Below are 17,027 nucleotides of genomic sequence, written 5' to 3' on the forward strand. Positions count from 1 at the left end.
AGCCCGCGGTCCTGACGGGCTGCGGGCTTTCTCTCAAGCGGTGCGGGGCAATCGCTGCTTGCTTGAATATGCAATCAACTCAAGCTGTTACAACCCCACTCACTCGTGGTGCGGCGCGGGCTGTTGTTGAGTAAGGCAGTGGATGTTACCGCCCCCCAGTAACAGTTCGCGGCCCGGCACCATGACCACTTCGTGCTGTGGGAACAGGCTCTGCAGAATCTCCTTGGCCGGACCGTCCAGCGGATCGTCGAAGCTCGGCGCGATGATGCCGCCGTTGACGATCAGGAAGTTCACGTAGGAACCGGCCAGACGGACGGTAGGATTACGCTCCTGGGTGCCGTCCACCGGATCAACGCCGGCACATTCTTCCTCCGTCGCGTACAGCGGCCCCGGAATCGGCATCTTGTGCACCGTGAATGGGCGACCTTTTGCGTCGGTGCTGCTTTCCAGCACTTTCATCGCTGCCTGGCAGCGCGGGAAGTTCGGGTCCTGCGGGTCATCGGTCCAGGCCAGCAGTACTTCACCCGGGCGCACGTAGCAGCAGAAGTTATCCACATGACCGTCGGTTTCGTCGTTGAACAGACCGTCCGGCAGCCAGATGATCTTATCCACAGCCAGATTCGCGCTGAGCACTGCTTCGATGTCGGCACGCTTGAGGTGCGGATTGCGATTGCGGTTGAGCAGACATTCTTCGGTGGTGATCAGGGTGCCTTCGCCATCGACGTGAATCGAACCGCCTTCGAGCACGAAGCCCTCGGTACGGTAGCGTTGGCTACGCTCGATCTCGAGGATCTTGCCGCCAACCTGGGAATCACGGTTCCACGGCGAGTACAAACCACCGTCAAAACCGCCCCAGGAGTTGAAATCCCAATTCACGCCACGGACTTCGCCGCTGTTATTGATCACGAAGGTCGGACCGGTGTCGCGAACCCAGGCGTCGTCGCTGGACATCTCGACCACGCGGATATTCGGCACGTCGAGACGGGCGCGGGCGTTTTCGTACTGGCCAGCGGACACCGCCACGGTCACCGGTTCGAAGCGGGCGATGGCCTTGGCCACCGCGACGTGCGCGGCTTGCGCCGGTTTGCCGCCCAGGCGCCAGTTGTCCGGGCGCTCGGGCCAGATCATCCAGGTCTGGGTTTGCGGCGCCCACTCGGCGGGCATGTAGAAGCCGTCGGCGCGTGGGGTGCTGTTTAAAGTGGTCATCAGGATCAGGACTCCAGGGAACCGTCGAGGGTTTTGAGCGCATTGTATAGGTTCGGGCGCCGATCACGGAACGAGCCCCATGCACTGCGGATGTGTTCCAGTTCGTCGAGGTCGAAGCTGTGGACCAGCACGCCTTCTTCGGTTTTATCGAGTTCCTGCACTTTTTCGCCGAATTGATTGGCGATAAACGACGAGCCGTAGAAGGTAATGTCGTAGCCGTCCTGCTCTTCATTGCCGATGCGATTACTGGCAATCAGCGGCATCAGGTTGGCGCCGGCATGGCCCTGCTGCACGCGTTGCCAGTGGTCGCGGGACGAGATGGTCTTGTCGTGGGGCTCGCTGCCGATGGCGGTCGGGTAGAACAGGATTTCCGCGCCGAGCAACGCCATGCTGCGCGCGCATTCCGGGAACCACTGGTCCCAACAAATACCCACGCCGATTTTCGCGTAACGGGTGTTCCACACTTTGAAGCCGGTATCGCCCGGGTTGAAGTAATACTTTTCGTGGTAGCCCGGGCCGTCCGGGATGTGGCTTTTACGATAAATCCCGAGGTTGGAACCGTCGGCATCGATGATCGCGATGCTGTTAAAACGCGCGCGGCCGGCCAGTTCGTAGAAGCTGATTGGCAACACCACTTGCAGTTCCTGGGCGACTTTCTGGAAATGCTTGATCGCAACGTTGTCTTCAACGGTCGTGGCCAATTGCAGGTAATCCGGGTTCGGCTTCTGGCAGAAGTACGGCGCCTCGAACAATTCCTGGATCAAAATGATCTGCGCACCTTTGGCCGCGGCCTCACGGACCAGCCTTTCAGCGGTCTCGATGTTGGCTTCAAGGTCCCAGGAACAAGCCATCTGGGTAGCGGCGACGGTAACGATACGGCTCATGAATCATCTCCTGGGTCTTTTTATTGGTAGGCAATGGCGACTTTATAGCCGATAAATATCGGCTTTAGAAGCCATAAAAGAGCCACCCATCTAAAACATCCCAGAAAATACCGATAACAATCGAATTATGTACACAGTCCTTGTGGGAGCGGGCTTGCTCGCGAAAGCGGTGTGCCAGGCGATACTGATGGTGACTGACACGGCCCCTTCGCGAGCAAGCCCGCTCCCACAGGGGGGGGCTGGGGTTTACAGGCCCTCGGCCAGCACTTTGGAGAGCATGTCGACAAAGAAATCCACACTCCGGCGCGAAGTCACCATCGGCGGCTTAATCTTCAGCACGTTCAGGTAATCCCCCGTCGGCTGCATGAAAATCCCCAGCTCGCGCAAACGATCGCACAGCGCCGTGGTTTCTTCGGTCGCCGGTTCCAGGGTCTCGCGGTTGCGGATCAGCTCGACCCCCAGGTAGAAACCGGAACCATGCACCGCGCCCACCAGCGGATGAAGATCAATCAGCGCTTCCAGCCGTTCCTTGAAGTAACCGCCGACGACCTGGGCGTTTTCCCAGAGTTTTTCCTCTTCCATGACATCCAGCACCGCCATGCCAATCTGGCAACTGACCGGACTGCCCCCAGCCGAGGAGAAGAAGTAGCCCTCGGCCTCCAGCGCTTCGGCGATTTCCCGGCGGGTGATCACCGCGCCCAAGGGTTGGCCGTTACCCATGCCCTTGGCCATGGTGATGATGTCCGGCACCACGCCTTGTTCCTCGAAGCCCCAGAAGAAATGGCCCATGCGGCCATAGCCGACCTGCACTTCATCGGCGATGCACACACCGCCCTGGGCGCGGACAAGTGCATACACCTGTTTCAGATAATTCGGCGGCAGGGAGATACCGCCAGCATTGCCGTACACCGGTTCGCAGATGAAACCGGCCAGCTTGCGTCCTTGCGCAGCGATTTTCGCCAGGTTGTGCTCGACGCTGCGCACGTAGTCCGGCGCGCTGTCCGGGCCGCGGAATTCGCCGCGATAGGTGTTCGGCGCGATGACCGGGTGCACCCAGTCCGGGCGGCTGCTCAAAGCCTTGGGGTTGTCGGCAATCGAGGTCGACACCGCGTCCGCGCCCACGGTCCAGCCGTGGTAGGCCTCCAGCACGCTGAGCATGTCGCGCCCGCCGCTGTAGGCCCAGGCCAGGCGAATCGCCAGGTCGTTGGCCTCGCTGCCGCTGTTGACCAGGAAAACGCGATCCATGGAGTCCGGTGCCAGCTTCAGCAAGCGCTCGGAGAACTCGGCCACCGCCGCGTAGTTGAACCGTGAGTTGGTGTTGAGCAGCGACCACTGACGGCTGGCGACGGCAGCCATGCGCGGATGACCATGGCCGAGCACTGCGACGTTGTTGAGCATGTCGAGGTAAGAGCGGCCCTGCATGTCGATCAGGTGATTGCGCCAGCCCCGTTCGATGCGCGGCGGGTCGACGTAATAGTGCTTCTGGGTGCGGGCGAAACTGGCCTCGCGCCGGGCGAGCAACGTCTGGGAATCGAGTTCTTCCTCGGCATCACACGCAAGCCCGAGCAGCACCGCCGGTGAGGGGCACAACGCCTGCCAGGCCAAGGCGCGGGAAGGCGTGCAGAACAACGGCGCATCGAACGAAGCCCCCCGGCACAACTGCACTATCAGCGGGCCGTTGACCGAACCCAGCACCTGGCCTTTGACCAGCGCCGCGCCGACATGCAACGACGGCCTCACACCCCACAGGCGCACGCTCAGTTGCGGGCCGTCGAGTTGCAACACCCCCGCCGACGGCTGGTGAACAACACCGGCAAAGGGCGATTCCACCGCTGTGCCGTGGGGCACGCGCAGCTCGACGTGCAAGGGGCAGGTTTCCGGCTCAGCAGCGCTGTCGGGACGGGTGCGGGACAAACGGTACTGGCCATAACGACTGGCCGCCAAACCGTGGGCCGCCGCCGCTTCCGTCAGCAGACGTTGATCGATCCCTTCCTGCTCCCAGTTACCGGCCTCGAAATGTGGACTGAGTACGCCCAAGTCGATCAAGGCAAAGTCGCGCCCTACCAGGCTCGGCAGTAATGGCGCGAAACCTTCACTGCCAATACTCGGCAAGGCATGGCCGACAGCGCTCAGAATCGCCGCTTCCATCAGCTCCAGCGGCACCGAGGTGGCGACGCGGAAAATTTCCCACTCGTGGGTCAGGTTGTCGCGGCTGTATTGGTTGCCCGGATCGATGCTGACCTGCTGCTCGCCACTGAGCACCAGCACCGCCGCCCGCGCCACGATCAGCGGCCACAGCGCCTGCAGCTCTTCAGGCTGCAACGGATTGACCGCGTGATAGGCCCGGACCGCCGGCAAAATGTAGAACGGATCGCCATCGGCGTGGTGCAACAATGCCGCGCAGGTCACCGACAGGTCGGTGATGCGCCAGGTACGGATCAGGTCGCCGAAATCGATCACACCCTGCAACTGCCACTGGCGCAGCGAATCCCGCTGCCAGACCACGTTGTCGTCGGTGATGTCCATGTGAATCGCCTGCACCGGCAGTTTCGCCACCAACGGCAGCAAGCGACGCTCGGCGTGTTCGGCAGCCTCGGCCAGCAATGCGCGTTGCCGCTCATCTTGAATGACGGGCAGCAGATGGGTGATCAAGGCACTGGCGTGGCGGGCGTCCCATTGCAGCGTGCGTTCGAGCCCAACATGGTCGAAACCGGCCAGGGCCAGGTCCATTTCACCGCAGAGCCGGCCAAAACCGGCAACCACCGCACCCGGCAGATGATCGAGGTGGGTCAGTGACTGGCCTTCGATGTAATCCAGCAGGCGCACATGCACCGCCTGGCCGCCGACTTCCAGCGACAGCAAGTCTTCGCCGCTGGTGGCAGGGATCACTCGCGGCACTTGCACATCGCCCTGTTCGGCCAAATGCTTGAGCCCGGCGTGCTGGGCCTGCAATTCCGGGACAGCATAGTCACCCCGGCAGATTTTCAGGACGAAGCGGCCGCGCTCACTGTCCACACGATAGTTGAGGTCCTGCTGACTACCCAACGCCTGCAAGGTGCCGCTCAGGCCGTAATGCCGTTGCAGCAGCTCAAGCGCTTGCTGCGCAGACACTTGCGGGCTGGGCAAACTGGCGCGGTGAATCAACGTGGAGAGCGGCATACAACGACCCCTGAGATTTTATTAGGCGCTTATATCGCCACCGCTGCGGCCGATACGCAACCCCCCTCCCCTGATCGGCACCGGGCAAAAGACATCGCCGCACTCGCGCGCGCCAGCACTTTGCGCAAGAATGTCCGCCATCTTCGTCTATCACTGGAGAAACTTTATGAATGTAGTCACCACCGACCTGCCCGGTGTCCTGATCATCGAGCCCAAGGTATTTGGTGACGAGCGTGGCTTTTTTTACGAAAGCTTCAACGCCAAGGCCTTCGAAGAAGCGACCGGCCTGAATACGCAGTTCGTTCAGGACAACCATTCCCGCTCGCAAAAAGGCGTGCTGCGCGGCCTGCACTACCAACTGGAAAATACCCAGAGCAAGCTGGTTCGCGTCACCGTCGGTGAAGTGCTCGATGTGGCGGTGGACATTCGCCGCAGCTCGCCGCACTTCGGCAAATGGGTCGCCGTTCGTCTTTCCGCCGACAACTATCGCCAACTGTGGGTCCCGAAAGGTTTCGCCCACGGCTTCGTGGTGCTGAGCGAGTTCGCCGAATTTCTCTACAAAACCACCGACTACTACACCCCGTCGGCCGAGCGTGCCATTCGCTGGGACGATCCAGACCTGGGCATCGACTGGCAACTGGATGAAGCGCCAAAACTGTCGGGCAAGGATGCGGCTGCCGCGTTGTTCAAGGACGCTGAAGTCTTTTCCTGAATCGCTGTCTGAATCTTCACTTCAGCAGTGCGGGGCCGCAGTTGCGCAGACTGCGCCCGCAACCCTAGGCATAATGCGCCTGTCCCCCCAGGCGCCCGATGCCGATGCCCATGACTCCGACCCTCCCCCGCAGACCCCGCTGGCGCAGCCTCGCCCTGCTTGCCCTGTGCCTGGCGCCGTTGCTGTGGCCGTTGCAGCATCTGGCCGAGCGTTACTACCGCAGCGAACTGGCCGGGCAGAACCGCCAGACCCTCGACCTCTATGTCGCCAACCTGCTGGGCACCCTGCACCGTTACGAAGTATTGCCGCAGATCCTCGGCGACCTGCCGGCCCTGCGCGCCGTACTCGGTGCCCCCGACGATGGCGTCACCCAGGGCAACGCCAACCGCTTGCTGAAAAACATCAGCGCCCAGACCGGCGCCGAAGTCATGTATTTGATGGACACCAGTGGCAAAACCCTGGCGGCCTCCAATTGGGACAAGCACGACAGTTTCGTCGGGCGCAATTTTTCCTTCCGGCCGTATTTCAGCGAAGCCATGGCCGGGCGGCTCGGACGCTTTTTCGGGCTGGGCACCACCTCGGCCAAACGCGGTTACTTCTTCGCCGCCGCCGTGCGCGAAGGCGAGAAAGTCATCGGCGTGCTGGTGGTCAAAGTCGATCTCGATCACACCGAAAGCCTGTGGGGCAAAACCCCGGAACAACTGCTGCTGACCGATCACAACGGCGTGGTCATTCTCACCTCGCGACCCGAGTGGCGTTTTCGCTCCACCCGCGTCTTGAGTGACGAAGAGAACAAAGCCATCGGCACGATCCAGCCGTACCCGACACGCAATCCCAAACCGCTGAAACTCAACCCCAACGCCTGGCTGACCCAGACCCAGTCAATTGCGGAAACCGGCTGGAACGTCAGCATCCTCGCGCCCCGCACCTTGATCGACCGCCCGGTACGCACGGTCGTGGCCATCGGCGGCGCGACGCTGTTGGTGTTGATGCTGTTGCTCGGTTTGATGATGCAGCGCCGTCGCCATTATCTGGAGCGGATCGCCTTCGAAGCCAAGGCCCGCCGCGAACTGGAAGGCCGGGTGGCCGAACGTACCAGCGATCTCGAAGGCCTCAACCGGCGCCTGAAACAGGAAGTGCTGGAACGCGAACAGGCCCAGCAGGAACTGGTGCGCGCCCAGGACGATCTGGTGCAGGCCGGCAAGTTGTCGGCATTGGGGACGATGTCGGCGAGCATCAGCCATGAACTCAATCAGCCGCTGGCGGCGATCCGCAGCTACGCGGAAAACGCCGAAGTGCTGCTCGATCACCAGCGCACTGACGATGCCCGGGGCAACCTCAAATTGATCAGTGAACTGACCGGGCGCATGGCCTCGATCATCGCCCACCTGCGCGCCTTCGCCCGCCGCGATCGCCACGCCCCGGAAAGCGTGGCCCTGCAACCGGCGCTGGACGATGCCCTGGCGTTGCTGGCCAAGCGGCGGCGCAGCATGGAAGTCGAATTGATTCGCGACCTGCCGGCCGCCACGCTGTGGGTCGAGGCCGGGGAAACCCGTTTGCGCCAGGTGCTCGGCAACCTGCTGGCCAACGCCCTCGATGCGCTGACCGAAAAAGGTCCGCCGCGCAAACTCTGGTTGAGTGCCCAATCCACCGCCGATGGCGTCAACCTGTACATTCGCGACAACGGCCCGGGGTTTTGCATGGAAGCCCTGGGTCGCGCCAGCGAACCTTTCTACACCACCAAGACCCGCACCCAGGGCCTTGGGTTGGGGCTGGCGATTTGCGATACGTTGATGCGCGCCTTCGGTGGTGAATTGTCGTTCTCCAACCACAAGGAGGGTGGCGCCCTGATTACCCTGAAGCTACGCGCCGGCGCACCGGGTGTAAGCCTGCAACCGTCCGAGGACCGAAGTGCATGACCATCGATAACCGCATCCAGGTCGTGTTGATCGACGATGATCCGCACTTGCGCCAGGCCCTGAGCCAGACCCTGGACCTGGCCGGCCTGAAAATCCTGCCCCTGGCCGAAGCCAAGGGCCTGGCCGGGCAACTGGAGCGTGACTGGCCGGGCGTGGTGGTCAGCGACATCCGCATGCCGGGCATGGACGGCCTCGAACTGCTCACCGAACTGCATGCCCAGGACCCAGAGCTGCCGGTGCTGCTGATCACCGGTCACGGCGATGTGCCGCTGGCGGTGCAGGCGATGCGCGCCGGGGCCTATGACTTCCTGGAAAAGCCCTTCGCCAGCGACGCCCTGCTCGACAGCGTGCGCCGCGCCCTCGCCCTGCGCCGGTTGGTGCTGGACAACCGCAGCCTGCGTCTGGCCCTGAGCGACCGCAATGAACTGAGCACCCGATTGGTCGGGCAGTCGGCGCCGATGCTGCGTTTGCGCGAGCAAATCGGGGCCTTGGCGGCGACCAAGGCCGACGTGCTGATCCTTGGCGAAACCGGTGCCGGCAAAGAAGTGGTGGCCCGGGCGCTGCACGATTTGTCGAGCCGGCGTAACGGCCCGTTCGTGGCGATCAATGCCGGAGCCCTGGCCGAATCGGTGGTGGAAAGCGAGTTGTTCGGTCACGAGCCCGGCGCGTTTACCGGCGCGCAAAAACGCCGTATCGGCAAGTTCGAATTCGCCAACGGCGGCACACTCTTTCTCGATGAAATCGAAAGCATGAGCCTGGATGTGCAAGTGAAGTTGCTGCGCATGTTGCAGGAGCGAGTGGTCGAGCGCCTCGGCGGCAATCAGTTGATCCCGCTGGACATCCGCGTCATCGCCGCCACCAAGGAAGACCTGCGCCAGGCCGCCGATCAGGGCCGGTTCCGTGCCGACTTGTATTACCGGCTGAACGTCGCGCCACTGCGCATTCCGCCGCTGCGCGAGCGGGGCGAAGATGCGTTGATGCTGTTCCAGCATTTCGCCGACGAAGCCAGCGCCCGCCACGGTTTGCCGCCCCATGAACTGCAACCGGGGCAACGGGCCTTGCTGCTGCGTCACTCCTGGCCGGGCAACGTCCGGGAGCTGCAAAACGCCGCTGAACGCTTTGCCCTCGGTTTGGAACTGGCACTGGATAACAGCGCACCGGATGGCGGGGTCAGTACCACGGTCGGGGTGGTCAGCGGCGGGCTCAGCGAGCAGGTGGAAAACTTCGAAAAAACCCTGATTGCCGCCGAATTGGCGCGTTCCCACAGTTCGGTGCGCAGCCTCGCCGAGGCCTTGGGCATTCCGCGCAAAACCCTGCACGACAAGCTGCGCAAACACGGGCTGAACTTCGCCGACGGCGGCGCCCATAGCCACACCGACGACCTCGATTGAGCTACCGTCAAACCATCATCTTCAAACAAGAGACCCGTGCATGAGCCGCGACAGTCGTCACCTGGAATCGATCCTGCACCACGACATCCCCCTGACGCGGGACATGGGCCTCAAAGTGCTCGACTGGCACGACCAGCAACTGCGCCTGCATTTGCCGCTGGAGGCCAACGTCAATCACAAAAGCACCATGTTTGGCGGCAGCCTGTACTGCGGCGCGGTGCTGGCGGGTTGGGGCTGGCTGCATTTGCGCTTGCGCGAAGAAGGGATTGAAGACGGGCACATCGTGATTCAGGAAGGGCAGATCCATTACCCGCTGCCGGTGACCACCGATGCCGTCGCGATTTGCCAGGCGCCGGGGGCAGTGGTCTGGAAGAAGTTTCTGGCGATGTACAAACGTTATGGCCGGGCGCGGTTGACGCTGCATTCGCAGATTGTGAATCAGGCGAGTGAGGAAAGTGCGGTGACGTTTACCGGGCAGTACGTCCTGCACCGTTAATTCAGGAACGCGCAAACCCTGTGGGAGCGGGCTTGCTCGCGAAGGGGCCATCACATTCAACACCTATGCTGACTGACACACCGCTTTCGCGAGCAAGCCCGCTCCCACAAGGACGGTTCTATCCGCGTGCAAGCTCCAGCAATTTCTCGCGCCAGGCAGCCTTCGCCGGCAACGCCAAGAAGAACTCATTCAACAGTGATTCCCGCGCCGGATAACAAAACGGCGCGCCGCTCAGATCCAGCACTTCACCGCCGGCCCCTTCCAGCACGCCTTGCGCCGCTGCCGTATCCCACTGGGAAGTCGGCGCCAGACGCGGATAACAATCCGCCGCCCCTTCCGCCAACATGCAGAATTTCAGCGAGCTGCCGAAATTCGCCAACTGCAATTCACCCAGGCTTTCGCTAAGTCCGGCCAGCAAACGTTCCTGCTCAGGGCTGGAATGCCGACGACTGGCCACCACGGTAAACGCCTCGCCCGCCGCCGGTGCTTCGCGCACCTGGATCGGCAACGGTGTCGCACCTTGGTCACCGCGCCACGCGCCCAATCCGGCGCCGCCGACGTAGAAGCGCCCGTTGGTCGGCATCGACACCACGCCAAACACCACACGGCCCTGCTCGATCAACGCGATGTTGACGGTAAATTCTTCACTGCCGGAGATAAATTCCTTGGTCCCGTCCAGCGGGTCCACCAGCCACCAGCGCTGCCACCCGGCGCGCACGCTCTGGGGGATGTTGGCGTCTTCTTCGGACAGCACCGGGATGCTCGGGTCCAGCGCCGTCAGCCCGTCGAGGATCAAATGGTGAGCGGCCAAATCAGCGGCGGTGACCGGTGAATCATCAGACTTCGCGGTCACCGCAGTGCCGGTGCGCCAGAACGGCAGGATCGCTTCGCCAGCCTTCAACGCCAGCTCAACCACCGGCGCCATCAACGGATGGGGGAAATTCATGGCAGGAACACCCCACGTTGAGTCAGCAGGTCGCGGGCCAGATACAGCGCCGCCAAGGCACGGCCCTCGGTGAACTGCGGGTTCTGGGCCAGGCCCGACAGCTCGCGCAGGTTGACCTTGTCCACCCGCATCGGCTCGGGCTCGTCACCCTCAAGGCTTTCTTCGTACAGATCGGTGGCCAATACCACCTGGATCTTCTGGCTCATGTAACCGGGGGACAACGACAACTCGGTCAAATGTTCCAACTGTCGCGCACCAAACCCGGCTTCTTCCTTGAGCTCACGCTCGGCCGCCGCCAGCACGTCTTCGCCAGGCTCGATCAAGCCTTTGGGCAAAGACAATTCATAGGCATCGGTGCCGCCGCAATACTCTTCGACCAGTACCGCGTGGTCTGCATCGAGCATTGCCACGATCATCACCGCGCCATACCCGGCACCCTTGCCGACCAGACGCTCATAAGTGCGCTCCACACCATTGGAAAAGCGCAGTTTCAGCTCTTCGACGCAGAATAAACGGCTGGTGGCTACGATCTCGCGGGCGAGTACGGTGGGTTTCTGGCGCATAAACGGCTCCTTGGCGTGAACGGGTTACTATACCCGGCCTATCCTGATTGTTTACCTCGGATATCTTTTTTACCGCTGGAGAAGTTTTTTATGTCCCTGCTGCCCTGGCGCGACATCGACACCGTTCTGCTGGACATGGACGGCACGCTGCTGGACCTGCATTACGACAACCATTTCTGGATGGAACACCTGCCCCAGCGTTATGCCGAGTTGCACGGGGTGAGCCGGGCCATGGCGGAAATGGAATTGCAGCCGCTGTTCGAACGCAACGCCGGCCAGTTGCAGTGGTACTGCCTGGACTTCTGGAGCGCCGAGCTGAAAATTCCGGTACGCGAACTGAAACTGGAAACCGCGCACCTGATCGCCCTGCGCCCGGATGCGGACACCTTCCTGGCGGCGATCAAGCAGGCCGGCAAGCGCGTGGTGATGATCACCAATGCCCACCGGGATTCGCTGTCATTGAAACTGGAGCGGATTGAACTGGCGCCGTATTTCGAGCGGTTGATCAGCTCCCACGATTACGGGTTCGCCAAGGAAAACCCGCAGTTCTGGGATGCGCTTCAGGCGGACATCGGTTTCGATCCGGCGCGCAGCCTGTTTATCGACGATACATTGCCGATCCTGCGCAGTGCGCGCAATTTTGGCGTGGCGCATCTGCTGGCCGTGAGCGAACCGGACAGCCGCAAAGGGCCGAAGGACACGGCGGAGTTTGCGGCGGTGGTCGATTATCGGGAGTTGATTGCAGGGCTCTAGACCGAGTCGTCTGCTTCGCGAGCAAGCCCGCTCCCACATTGGATTTTCGTCGTGCACACATTTTGTGTTCACTGAAGATCAATGTGGGAGCGGGCTTGCTCGCGAAAGCGGTCTTGAGCTTACTCAGGAATGCGCAATGACTGCCCCGGATAGATCTTGTTCACGTCCTTGAGCATCGGTTTGTTGGCATCGAAGATTTTTTGATACTTGTTGGCATCGCCATACACGCGCAGAGAAATTGCGCTGAGGGTGTCGCCCTTCACTACCGTGACAAACTTCGCGGCTACGACCACCGGCCCGGTCACGGTGATTTGATCGTCCACGCTGCCAACCCCGGCAATATTGCCCACAGCTAGCAGGATCTTTTCCTTCTCTTCCTGATTGCCGACCTCGCCGGTCACGGTGACCTTGTCGCCATCCACCGTGGCCTGCACATTCGGGTTACCCAGGCCGACCTTGCTGATGTGTTCCTTCAACTGCTCACTGGCATTGGCGTTGCCAGGCGTCAGCAGATCGACAAGCTTTTCGCCTGCTTCTTTCACAAAGCTAAAAATACTCATGGTGCACTCTCCTTAGGTTTTGGGTTCCAGACGCAAAAGACTAGACCAAGCCCACAGACCCCGGTTCCAACCCGACCAATGACCCCACCCCGCGCAAGCGCTAGAATCGCAAACCCTGCCCGCGCCCTGGAGCGAAGATGGACATCAAGCAGCTCAAATTCCTCATCGCCCTCGACGAAACCCGGCACTTCGGCCAAGCCGCCGCGCGCTGTCATATCACCCAGCCGACCCTGTCCATGCGCCTGCGCAGCCTCGAAGAAGAACTGGAGCTGCCACTGGTCAATCGCGGCCAGCGCTTCGAAGGCTTCACTGCGCCGGGCGAGCGGGTGCTGGCCTGGGCGCGCACGGTGCTGGCGGCTTATGACGGCTTGCAAGCCGAGGCGGCGGCGTGTCGCGGCAATCTGGTGGGTACGTTGCGCCTGGGCGTGGTGCCGCTGTCGAGCTTCGACCCGCTGCCCCTGATGCAACGCCTGCACACCGAACACCCGAACCTGCGCTTCGAACTGTCGGCCCTGAGTTCCGAGCAGATCCTCGAACAATTGGCGAACAATCGCCTGGACCTCGGCGTGTCCTACCTGGATCGTCTCGACGGCGAGCGTTTCGACTCCCTGGCGTTCAACGAAACCCGCATGGGCCTGCTCTACGATCAGCGTTTCTACACCTTCGGCGAGGCGCCGCTGAGTTGGGAATCGCTGATTGAACTGCCCCTGGGCATGCTCACCAGTGGCATGCACTTTCGCCAATCCATCGACCACAACTTCCACAGTCGCGGCCTGACCCCACAACCGTTGCTGCAAACCGACGCGGTCCATCAATTGTTACAAGCGGTGCACGGCGGCTTCTGTTGCGCGGTGATGCCGTTGGACGGCGGCCTGGAAAACCTCACCGACCATCTGCGCCTGCAACCCATCGAAAACGCGCAAACCCTCGGCCGGCTGGGGCTGATCATGCGCCGCAGTGCCCCGCGCTCGGCGTTGGCGGAAGCCTGTTTTGCGATCTATCAGAAATCACCGACGGGTTCTTGATCGACGTCATCTATCGGTACATCAGTACTAGTGATTAGACGCGACATGTTGACGCGCCTAGGCTTAGAGCTGATCAAACTGTCGGTGATGCCATGAACGCCAAGCGCCCTGCAAGCGCGGCGCCCGCACTTGAAACGCCCGCGCCAGACGCAAGCCAGACATACAGTTACAGCGACCTTCAAGGTAGCGAATCGGACAGCACCGCGCTGGCCGAGGAAGTCGCGTTAGCGATCGCTTTTAACGGCATCAGCCAGGCTGTCATGCTGGTCACGCCGACCGATCTGGAAGACTTCATCGTCGGTTTCAGCCTCGGCAGCGGCATCATCGAAGACGCCACCGACATCTATGACCTGCAACTCAGCGGCTCGGGTTCGGCGCAATACGCGCAAGTGACCATCGCCAACCGAGCGTTCTGGAACCTCAAGCAGCAGCGTCGGCAACTGGCCGGCACCAGCGGTTGCGGGCTCTGTGGTGTGGAAGCGGTTGAGCAGGCATTGCCCGATCTCAAAGTGCTGCCCGGCGCGCCGTTGCCGCCCGCCGAATGGCTCGAGGGCCTGCGCCAACGCATCGGCGCGTTCCAGCCCCTGGGCCAGCATTGCGGCGCGGTGCATGCCGCAGTGTTCATGAACGGCCAGGGCGAATTGTTGCTGGGTCGCGAAGACATCGGCCGACACAACGCCCTCGACAAGCTGATCGGCGGCCTGATCCGCCAGAACATCCCGACTGCCGGCGGCCTGGCAATTGTCACCAGCCGTTGCAGCCTCGAACTGATCCAGAAAGTGCTGCGCGCAGGCATCCAGACCCTCGTCAGCCTGTCGTCGCCCACGGGCCTTGCCGTGCAATGGGCCCGTCGTCACAACCTCAATCTCATCCACCTGCCGCAGAAAAGTGCACCGCGGGTCTACAGCCCAGCGATGGAGAATCAAGCGTGAGTCAACACAATCAAGCCGATCAGAAACCCGTTCCGCGCTACAAGCCCTACAAAGGCCCGGCCGGTGGCTGGGGCGCGCTGGCCAGCGTGGCCCGGGCCTGGTTGACCAGTGACAACGCGCTGAAAAACCTGCGCATGATGCTCAAGACCAACAAGAACGGCGGCTTCGACTGCCCCGGTTGCGCGTGGGGCGATTCCAAGGAAGCCGGCATGGTGGCGTTCTGCGAGAACGGCGCCAAGGCAGTGAACTGGGAAGCGACCAAACGGCGTGTCGACGGCGCATTCTTCGCCAAGCACAGCGTCAGTTCATTGCTGGAGCAGAGTGACTATTGGCTCGAATACCAGGGTCGTTTGACCGAGCCTATGAGCTACGACGCCGAAACTGATCGCTACAAGCCGATCAGTTGGGACGCGGCATTCGCCTTGATCGCCAAACATTTGCAGGGCCTGTCGAGCCCGAATCAGGCCGAGTTCTACACCTCAGGCCGCGCCAGCAACGAAGCGGCCTACTTGTATCAATTGTTCGTGCGCGCCTACGGCACCAACAACTTCCCTGACTGCTCGAACATGTGTCACGAAGCCAGCGGTGTCGCGTTGGCGCAGAGCGTCGGCGTCGGCAAAGGCACCGTGACCTTCGACGACTTCGAACATGCGGATGCGATTTTTGTCTGGGGCCAGAACCCCGGCACCAACCATCCACGGATGCTTGAACCCCTGCGCGAAGCGGTGAAGCGCGGCGCTCAGGTGGTGTGCATCAACCCGCTGAAAGAGCGCGGCCTGGAACGTTTCCAGCACCCGCAGCACCCGATTGAAATGCTCACCAACGGCGACAAGCCGACCAACACCGCGTATTTTCGTCCGGCGCTGGGTGGCGACATGGCGCTGCTGCGCGGCATGGCGAAATTCCTGCTGCACTGGGAACGCGAAGCACAGCAGACCGGCCAGCCTTCGGTGTTCGATCACGACTTCCTCAATGAACACAGCGCCAACGTGCTGGAGTACCTGGGCGCCATCGACGACACGCCGTGGGCGCAGATCGTCGAGCAGTCCGGCCTGACCCTGGTGGACATCGAGCAAGCGGCGCGCATGTACGCCAAAGGCAAGAACGTGATCATGTGCTGGGCGATGGGCATTACCCAGCATCGCCATTCGGTGGCGACCATTCAGGAAATCGCCAACCTGATGCTGCTGCGCGGCAACATCGGTCGGCCGGGTGCCGGTCTGTGCCCGGTGCGTGGCCACAGTAACGTGCAGGGCGACCGCACCATGGGCATCAACGAGCGTCCGCCGGTGGCGTTCCTCGATTCCCTGGAGCGTCGCTTCCAGTTCAAGGTGCCCCGTGAAAACGGCCACAACGTGGTCGAGGCGATTCACGCCATGGCCGACGGCCGCGCCAAGGTTTTCATCGGCCTGGGCGGCAACTTTGCCCAAGCCACCCCGGACAGCCCGCGCACTTTCCAGGCCCTGAGCAATTGCGACCTGACCGTGCAAATCAGCACCAAGCTCAACCGCAGCCATTTGGCCCACGGTAAAGACGCGCTGATCCTGCCGTGCCTGGGCCGCACCGACATCGACATCCAGACCGAAGGCCCGCAAGCGGTGACCGTGGAAGATTCGTTCAGCATGGTCCACGCCTCCAACGGCCAGTTGCAGGCACTGTCGAACCAGATGCGCTCGGAGCCTGCGATCATCGCCGGCATCGCCGCCGCAACCCTGGGCAGCAAACCGGTGGACTGGAACTGGCTGGTGGCCGATTACAGCCGCATCCGCGACCTGATCGCCGACACCATCCCGGGTTTCCGCGACTTCAATGAGCGGGTGAAGAATCCGGGTGGTTTCTACCTCGGCAACAACGCCGGTTCACGCAAGTGGAACACCCCGTCGGGCCGAGCCAATTTCCGTCCGAACGTGCTACCCAAAGACCTGGTGCACGAACGCACCCGCGCCACCGGCGTGTTGCCGGATCTGATCATGCAATCGATGCGTTCCCACGATCAGTACAACACCACGATTTATGGCCTGGATGACCGTTATCGCGGGGTAAAGGGTCAGCGGGATGTGTTGTTCGTCAACGAGGCGGACATCATTCGCCTGGGGTTCAAACCGGGGCAGAAGGCCGACATCGTTTCAATCTGGGACGATGGCCGGGAGCGTCGAGTGAAGGGCTTCACGCTGTTGGCCTTTGATATTCCTGCGGGACAGGCTGCTGCTTACTATCCGGAAGTGAATCCATTGGTGCCGCTGGAAAGCACCGGGGATGGCAGCCATACGCCGACGTCGAAGTTCGTGGCGATCCGGCTGGAAATGGCCAGTGAGACGGGATTGATTTTCGCCAAGTCGGCCTGATGCGGCGGCAGGTCCGGCCTCTTCGCGAGCAAGCCCGCTCCCACAGTGGATCGCATTCCTCCTGTGGGAGCGGGCTTGCTCGCGAAAGCGGTAGACCATTCACCGGATATCTCGAAGCCAGCACTTTCCAATCGCC

Annotated in this window: 14 protein-coding genes; 8 read left to right on the plus strand and 6 right to left on the minus strand. The window is 61.9% G+C overall.

Features of this window, described 5'->3' with window-relative positions; all coding sequences use genetic code 11:
- Positions 1-99: 99 nt before the first annotated feature.
- From aguA to BK665_RS02305, 3 genes are all read right to left on the minus strand, one after another.
- Positions 100-1,206 (minus strand): agmatine deiminase, encoded by a 1,107-nt coding sequence (gene aguA, locus BK665_RS02295; protein WP_123402654.1) that lies wholly within the window; start codon positions 1,204-1,206, stop codon positions 100-102.
- A 5-nt stretch (positions 1,207-1,211) separates the two neighbouring features.
- Positions 1,212-2,090 carry an N-carbamoylputrescine amidase gene (gene aguB, locus BK665_RS02300; RefSeq protein ID WP_123402655.1) on the minus strand — a complete coding sequence of 293 codons (879 nt, stop codon included), beginning with the start codon at positions 2,088-2,090 and terminating at the stop codon, positions 1,212-1,214.
- Positions 2,091-2,336: 246 nt separating this feature from the next.
- The gene (locus BK665_RS02305; RefSeq protein ID WP_123402656.1) at positions 2,337-5,249 is read right to left on the minus strand and encodes an aminotransferase; all 2,913 of its coding nucleotides are present in this window, start codon (positions 5,247-5,249) and stop codon (positions 2,337-2,339) included.
- A gap of 166 nt (positions 5,250-5,415) precedes the next feature.
- Between BK665_RS02305 and rfbC the strand changes: the two genes are divergently transcribed.
- The 4 genes from rfbC (at position 5,416) to BK665_RS02325 (ending at position 9,767) form a co-directional block, all read left to right on the plus strand.
- Positions 5,416-5,961 (plus strand): dTDP-4-dehydrorhamnose 3,5-epimerase, encoded by a 546-nt coding sequence (gene rfbC, locus BK665_RS02310; RefSeq protein WP_123402657.1) that lies wholly within the window; start codon positions 5,416-5,418, stop codon positions 5,959-5,961.
- A 110-nt stretch (positions 5,962-6,071) separates the two neighbouring features.
- Complete coding sequence (locus tag BK665_RS02315) at positions 6,072-7,880, plus strand: sensor histidine kinase (protein ID WP_123402766.1); 1,809 nt, start codon at positions 6,072-6,074, stop codon at positions 7,878-7,880.
- Positions 7,877-9,271, plus strand: coding sequence for a sigma-54-dependent transcriptional regulator (locus BK665_RS02320; protein ID WP_123402658.1), 1,395 nt, complete (start codon positions 7,877-7,879; stop codon positions 9,269-9,271). Before BK665_RS02315 ends, BK665_RS02320 begins: the two co-directional genes overlap by 4 nt.
- A 40-nt stretch (positions 9,272-9,311) precedes the next feature.
- Complete coding sequence (locus BK665_RS02325) at positions 9,312-9,767, plus strand: thioesterase domain-containing protein (protein WP_123402659.1); 456 nt, start codon at positions 9,312-9,314, stop codon at positions 9,765-9,767.
- A 118-nt stretch (positions 9,768-9,885) separates the two neighbouring features.
- Here BK665_RS02325 and cysQ read toward each other — a convergent pair whose 3' ends face one another.
- Together cysQ and nudE are read right to left on the minus strand one after the other, a co-directional pair.
- On the minus strand, positions 9,886-10,713 hold the full coding sequence (cysQ, locus tag BK665_RS02335) for a 3'(2'),5'-bisphosphate nucleotidase CysQ (RefSeq protein ID WP_123402661.1): 828 nt from the start codon (positions 10,711-10,713) through the stop codon (positions 9,886-9,888).
- Complete coding sequence (gene nudE / locus BK665_RS02340; protein WP_123402662.1) at positions 10,710-11,276, minus strand: ADP compounds hydrolase NudE; 567 nt, start codon at positions 11,274-11,276, stop codon at positions 10,710-10,712. The genes cysQ and nudE overlap by 4 nt, the downstream gene beginning before the upstream one ends.
- Positions 11,277-11,366: 90 nt before the next feature.
- Here nudE and yrfG point away from each other — a divergent pair, with 90 nt between their 5' ends.
- Positions 11,367-12,029, plus strand: coding sequence for a GMP/IMP nucleotidase (gene yrfG / locus BK665_RS02345; RefSeq protein WP_123402663.1), 663 nt, complete (start codon positions 11,367-11,369; stop codon positions 12,027-12,029).
- Between the two features lie 119 nt (positions 12,030-12,148).
- Here yrfG and lysM read toward each other — a convergent pair whose 3' ends face one another.
- A complete protein-coding gene (gene lysM / locus BK665_RS02350) occupies positions 12,149-12,589 on the minus strand; it encodes a peptidoglycan-binding protein LysM (RefSeq protein WP_123402664.1) in 441 nt (146 codons plus the stop codon).
- A gap of 137 nt (positions 12,590-12,726) precedes the next feature.
- Here lysM and BK665_RS02355 point away from each other — a divergent pair, with 137 nt between their 5' ends.
- The 3 genes from BK665_RS02355 (at position 12,727) to BK665_RS02365 (ending at position 16,891) form a co-directional block, all read left to right on the plus strand.
- Positions 12,727-13,614 (plus strand): LysR family transcriptional regulator, encoded by an 888-nt coding sequence (locus tag BK665_RS02355; protein WP_123402665.1) that lies wholly within the window; start codon positions 12,727-12,729, stop codon positions 13,612-13,614.
- Positions 13,615-13,706: 92 nt separating this feature from the next.
- Entirely contained in the window at positions 13,707-14,546 is an 840-nt protein-coding gene (fdhD, locus tag BK665_RS02360) for a formate dehydrogenase accessory sulfurtransferase FdhD (protein ID WP_123402666.1), read from the plus strand.
- A complete protein-coding gene (locus BK665_RS02365) occupies positions 14,543-16,891 on the plus strand; it encodes an FdhF/YdeP family oxidoreductase (protein WP_123402667.1) in 2,349 nt (782 codons plus the stop codon). The genes fdhD and BK665_RS02365 overlap by 4 nt, the downstream gene beginning before the upstream one ends.
- Positions 16,892-17,027: the final 136 nt, after the last annotated feature.

It is taken from the genome of Pseudomonas frederiksbergensis, from assembly GCF_003732665.1.
Lineage (GTDB): Bacteria > Pseudomonadota > Gammaproteobacteria > Pseudomonadales > Pseudomonadaceae > Aquipseudomonas > Aquipseudomonas frederiksbergensis_G.

Bases quoted from the DNA above. Each gene is read 5' to 3' on its own strand.
- aguA (WP_123402654.1), bottom strand. From the start codon at position 1,206: ATGACCACTTTAAACAGCACCCCACGCGCCGACGGCTTCTACATGCCC.
- aguB (WP_123402655.1), bottom strand. From the start codon at position 2,090: ATGAGCCGTATCGTTACCGTCGCCGCTACCCAGATGGCTTGTTCCTGG.
- BK665_RS02305 (WP_123402656.1), bottom strand. From the start codon at position 5,249: ATGCCGCTCTCCACGTTGATTCACCGCGCCAGTTTGCCCAGCCCGCAA.
- rfbC (WP_123402657.1), top strand. From the start codon at position 5,416: ATGAATGTAGTCACCACCGACCTGCCCGGTGTCCTGATCATCGAGCCC.
- BK665_RS02315 (WP_123402766.1), top strand. From the start codon at position 6,072: ATGACTCCGACCCTCCCCCGCAGACCCCGCTGGCGCAGCCTCGCCCTG.
- BK665_RS02320 (WP_123402658.1), top strand. From the start codon at position 7,877: ATGACCATCGATAACCGCATCCAGGTCGTGTTGATCGACGATGATCCG.
- BK665_RS02325 (WP_123402659.1), top strand. From the start codon at position 9,312: ATGAGCCGCGACAGTCGTCACCTGGAATCGATCCTGCACCACGACATC.
- cysQ (WP_123402661.1), bottom strand. From the start codon at position 10,713: ATGAATTTCCCCCATCCGTTGATGGCGCCGGTGGTTGAGCTGGCGTTG.
- nudE (WP_123402662.1), bottom strand. From the start codon at position 11,276: ATGCGCCAGAAACCCACCGTACTCGCCCGCGAGATCGTAGCCACCAGC.
- yrfG (WP_123402663.1), top strand. From the start codon at position 11,367: ATGTCCCTGCTGCCCTGGCGCGACATCGACACCGTTCTGCTGGACATG.
- lysM (WP_123402664.1), bottom strand. From the start codon at position 12,589: ATGAGTATTTTTAGCTTTGTGAAAGAAGCAGGCGAAAAGCTTGTCGAT.
- BK665_RS02355 (WP_123402665.1), top strand. From the start codon at position 12,727: ATGGACATCAAGCAGCTCAAATTCCTCATCGCCCTCGACGAAACCCGG.
- fdhD (WP_123402666.1), top strand. From the start codon at position 13,707: ATGAACGCCAAGCGCCCTGCAAGCGCGGCGCCCGCACTTGAAACGCCC.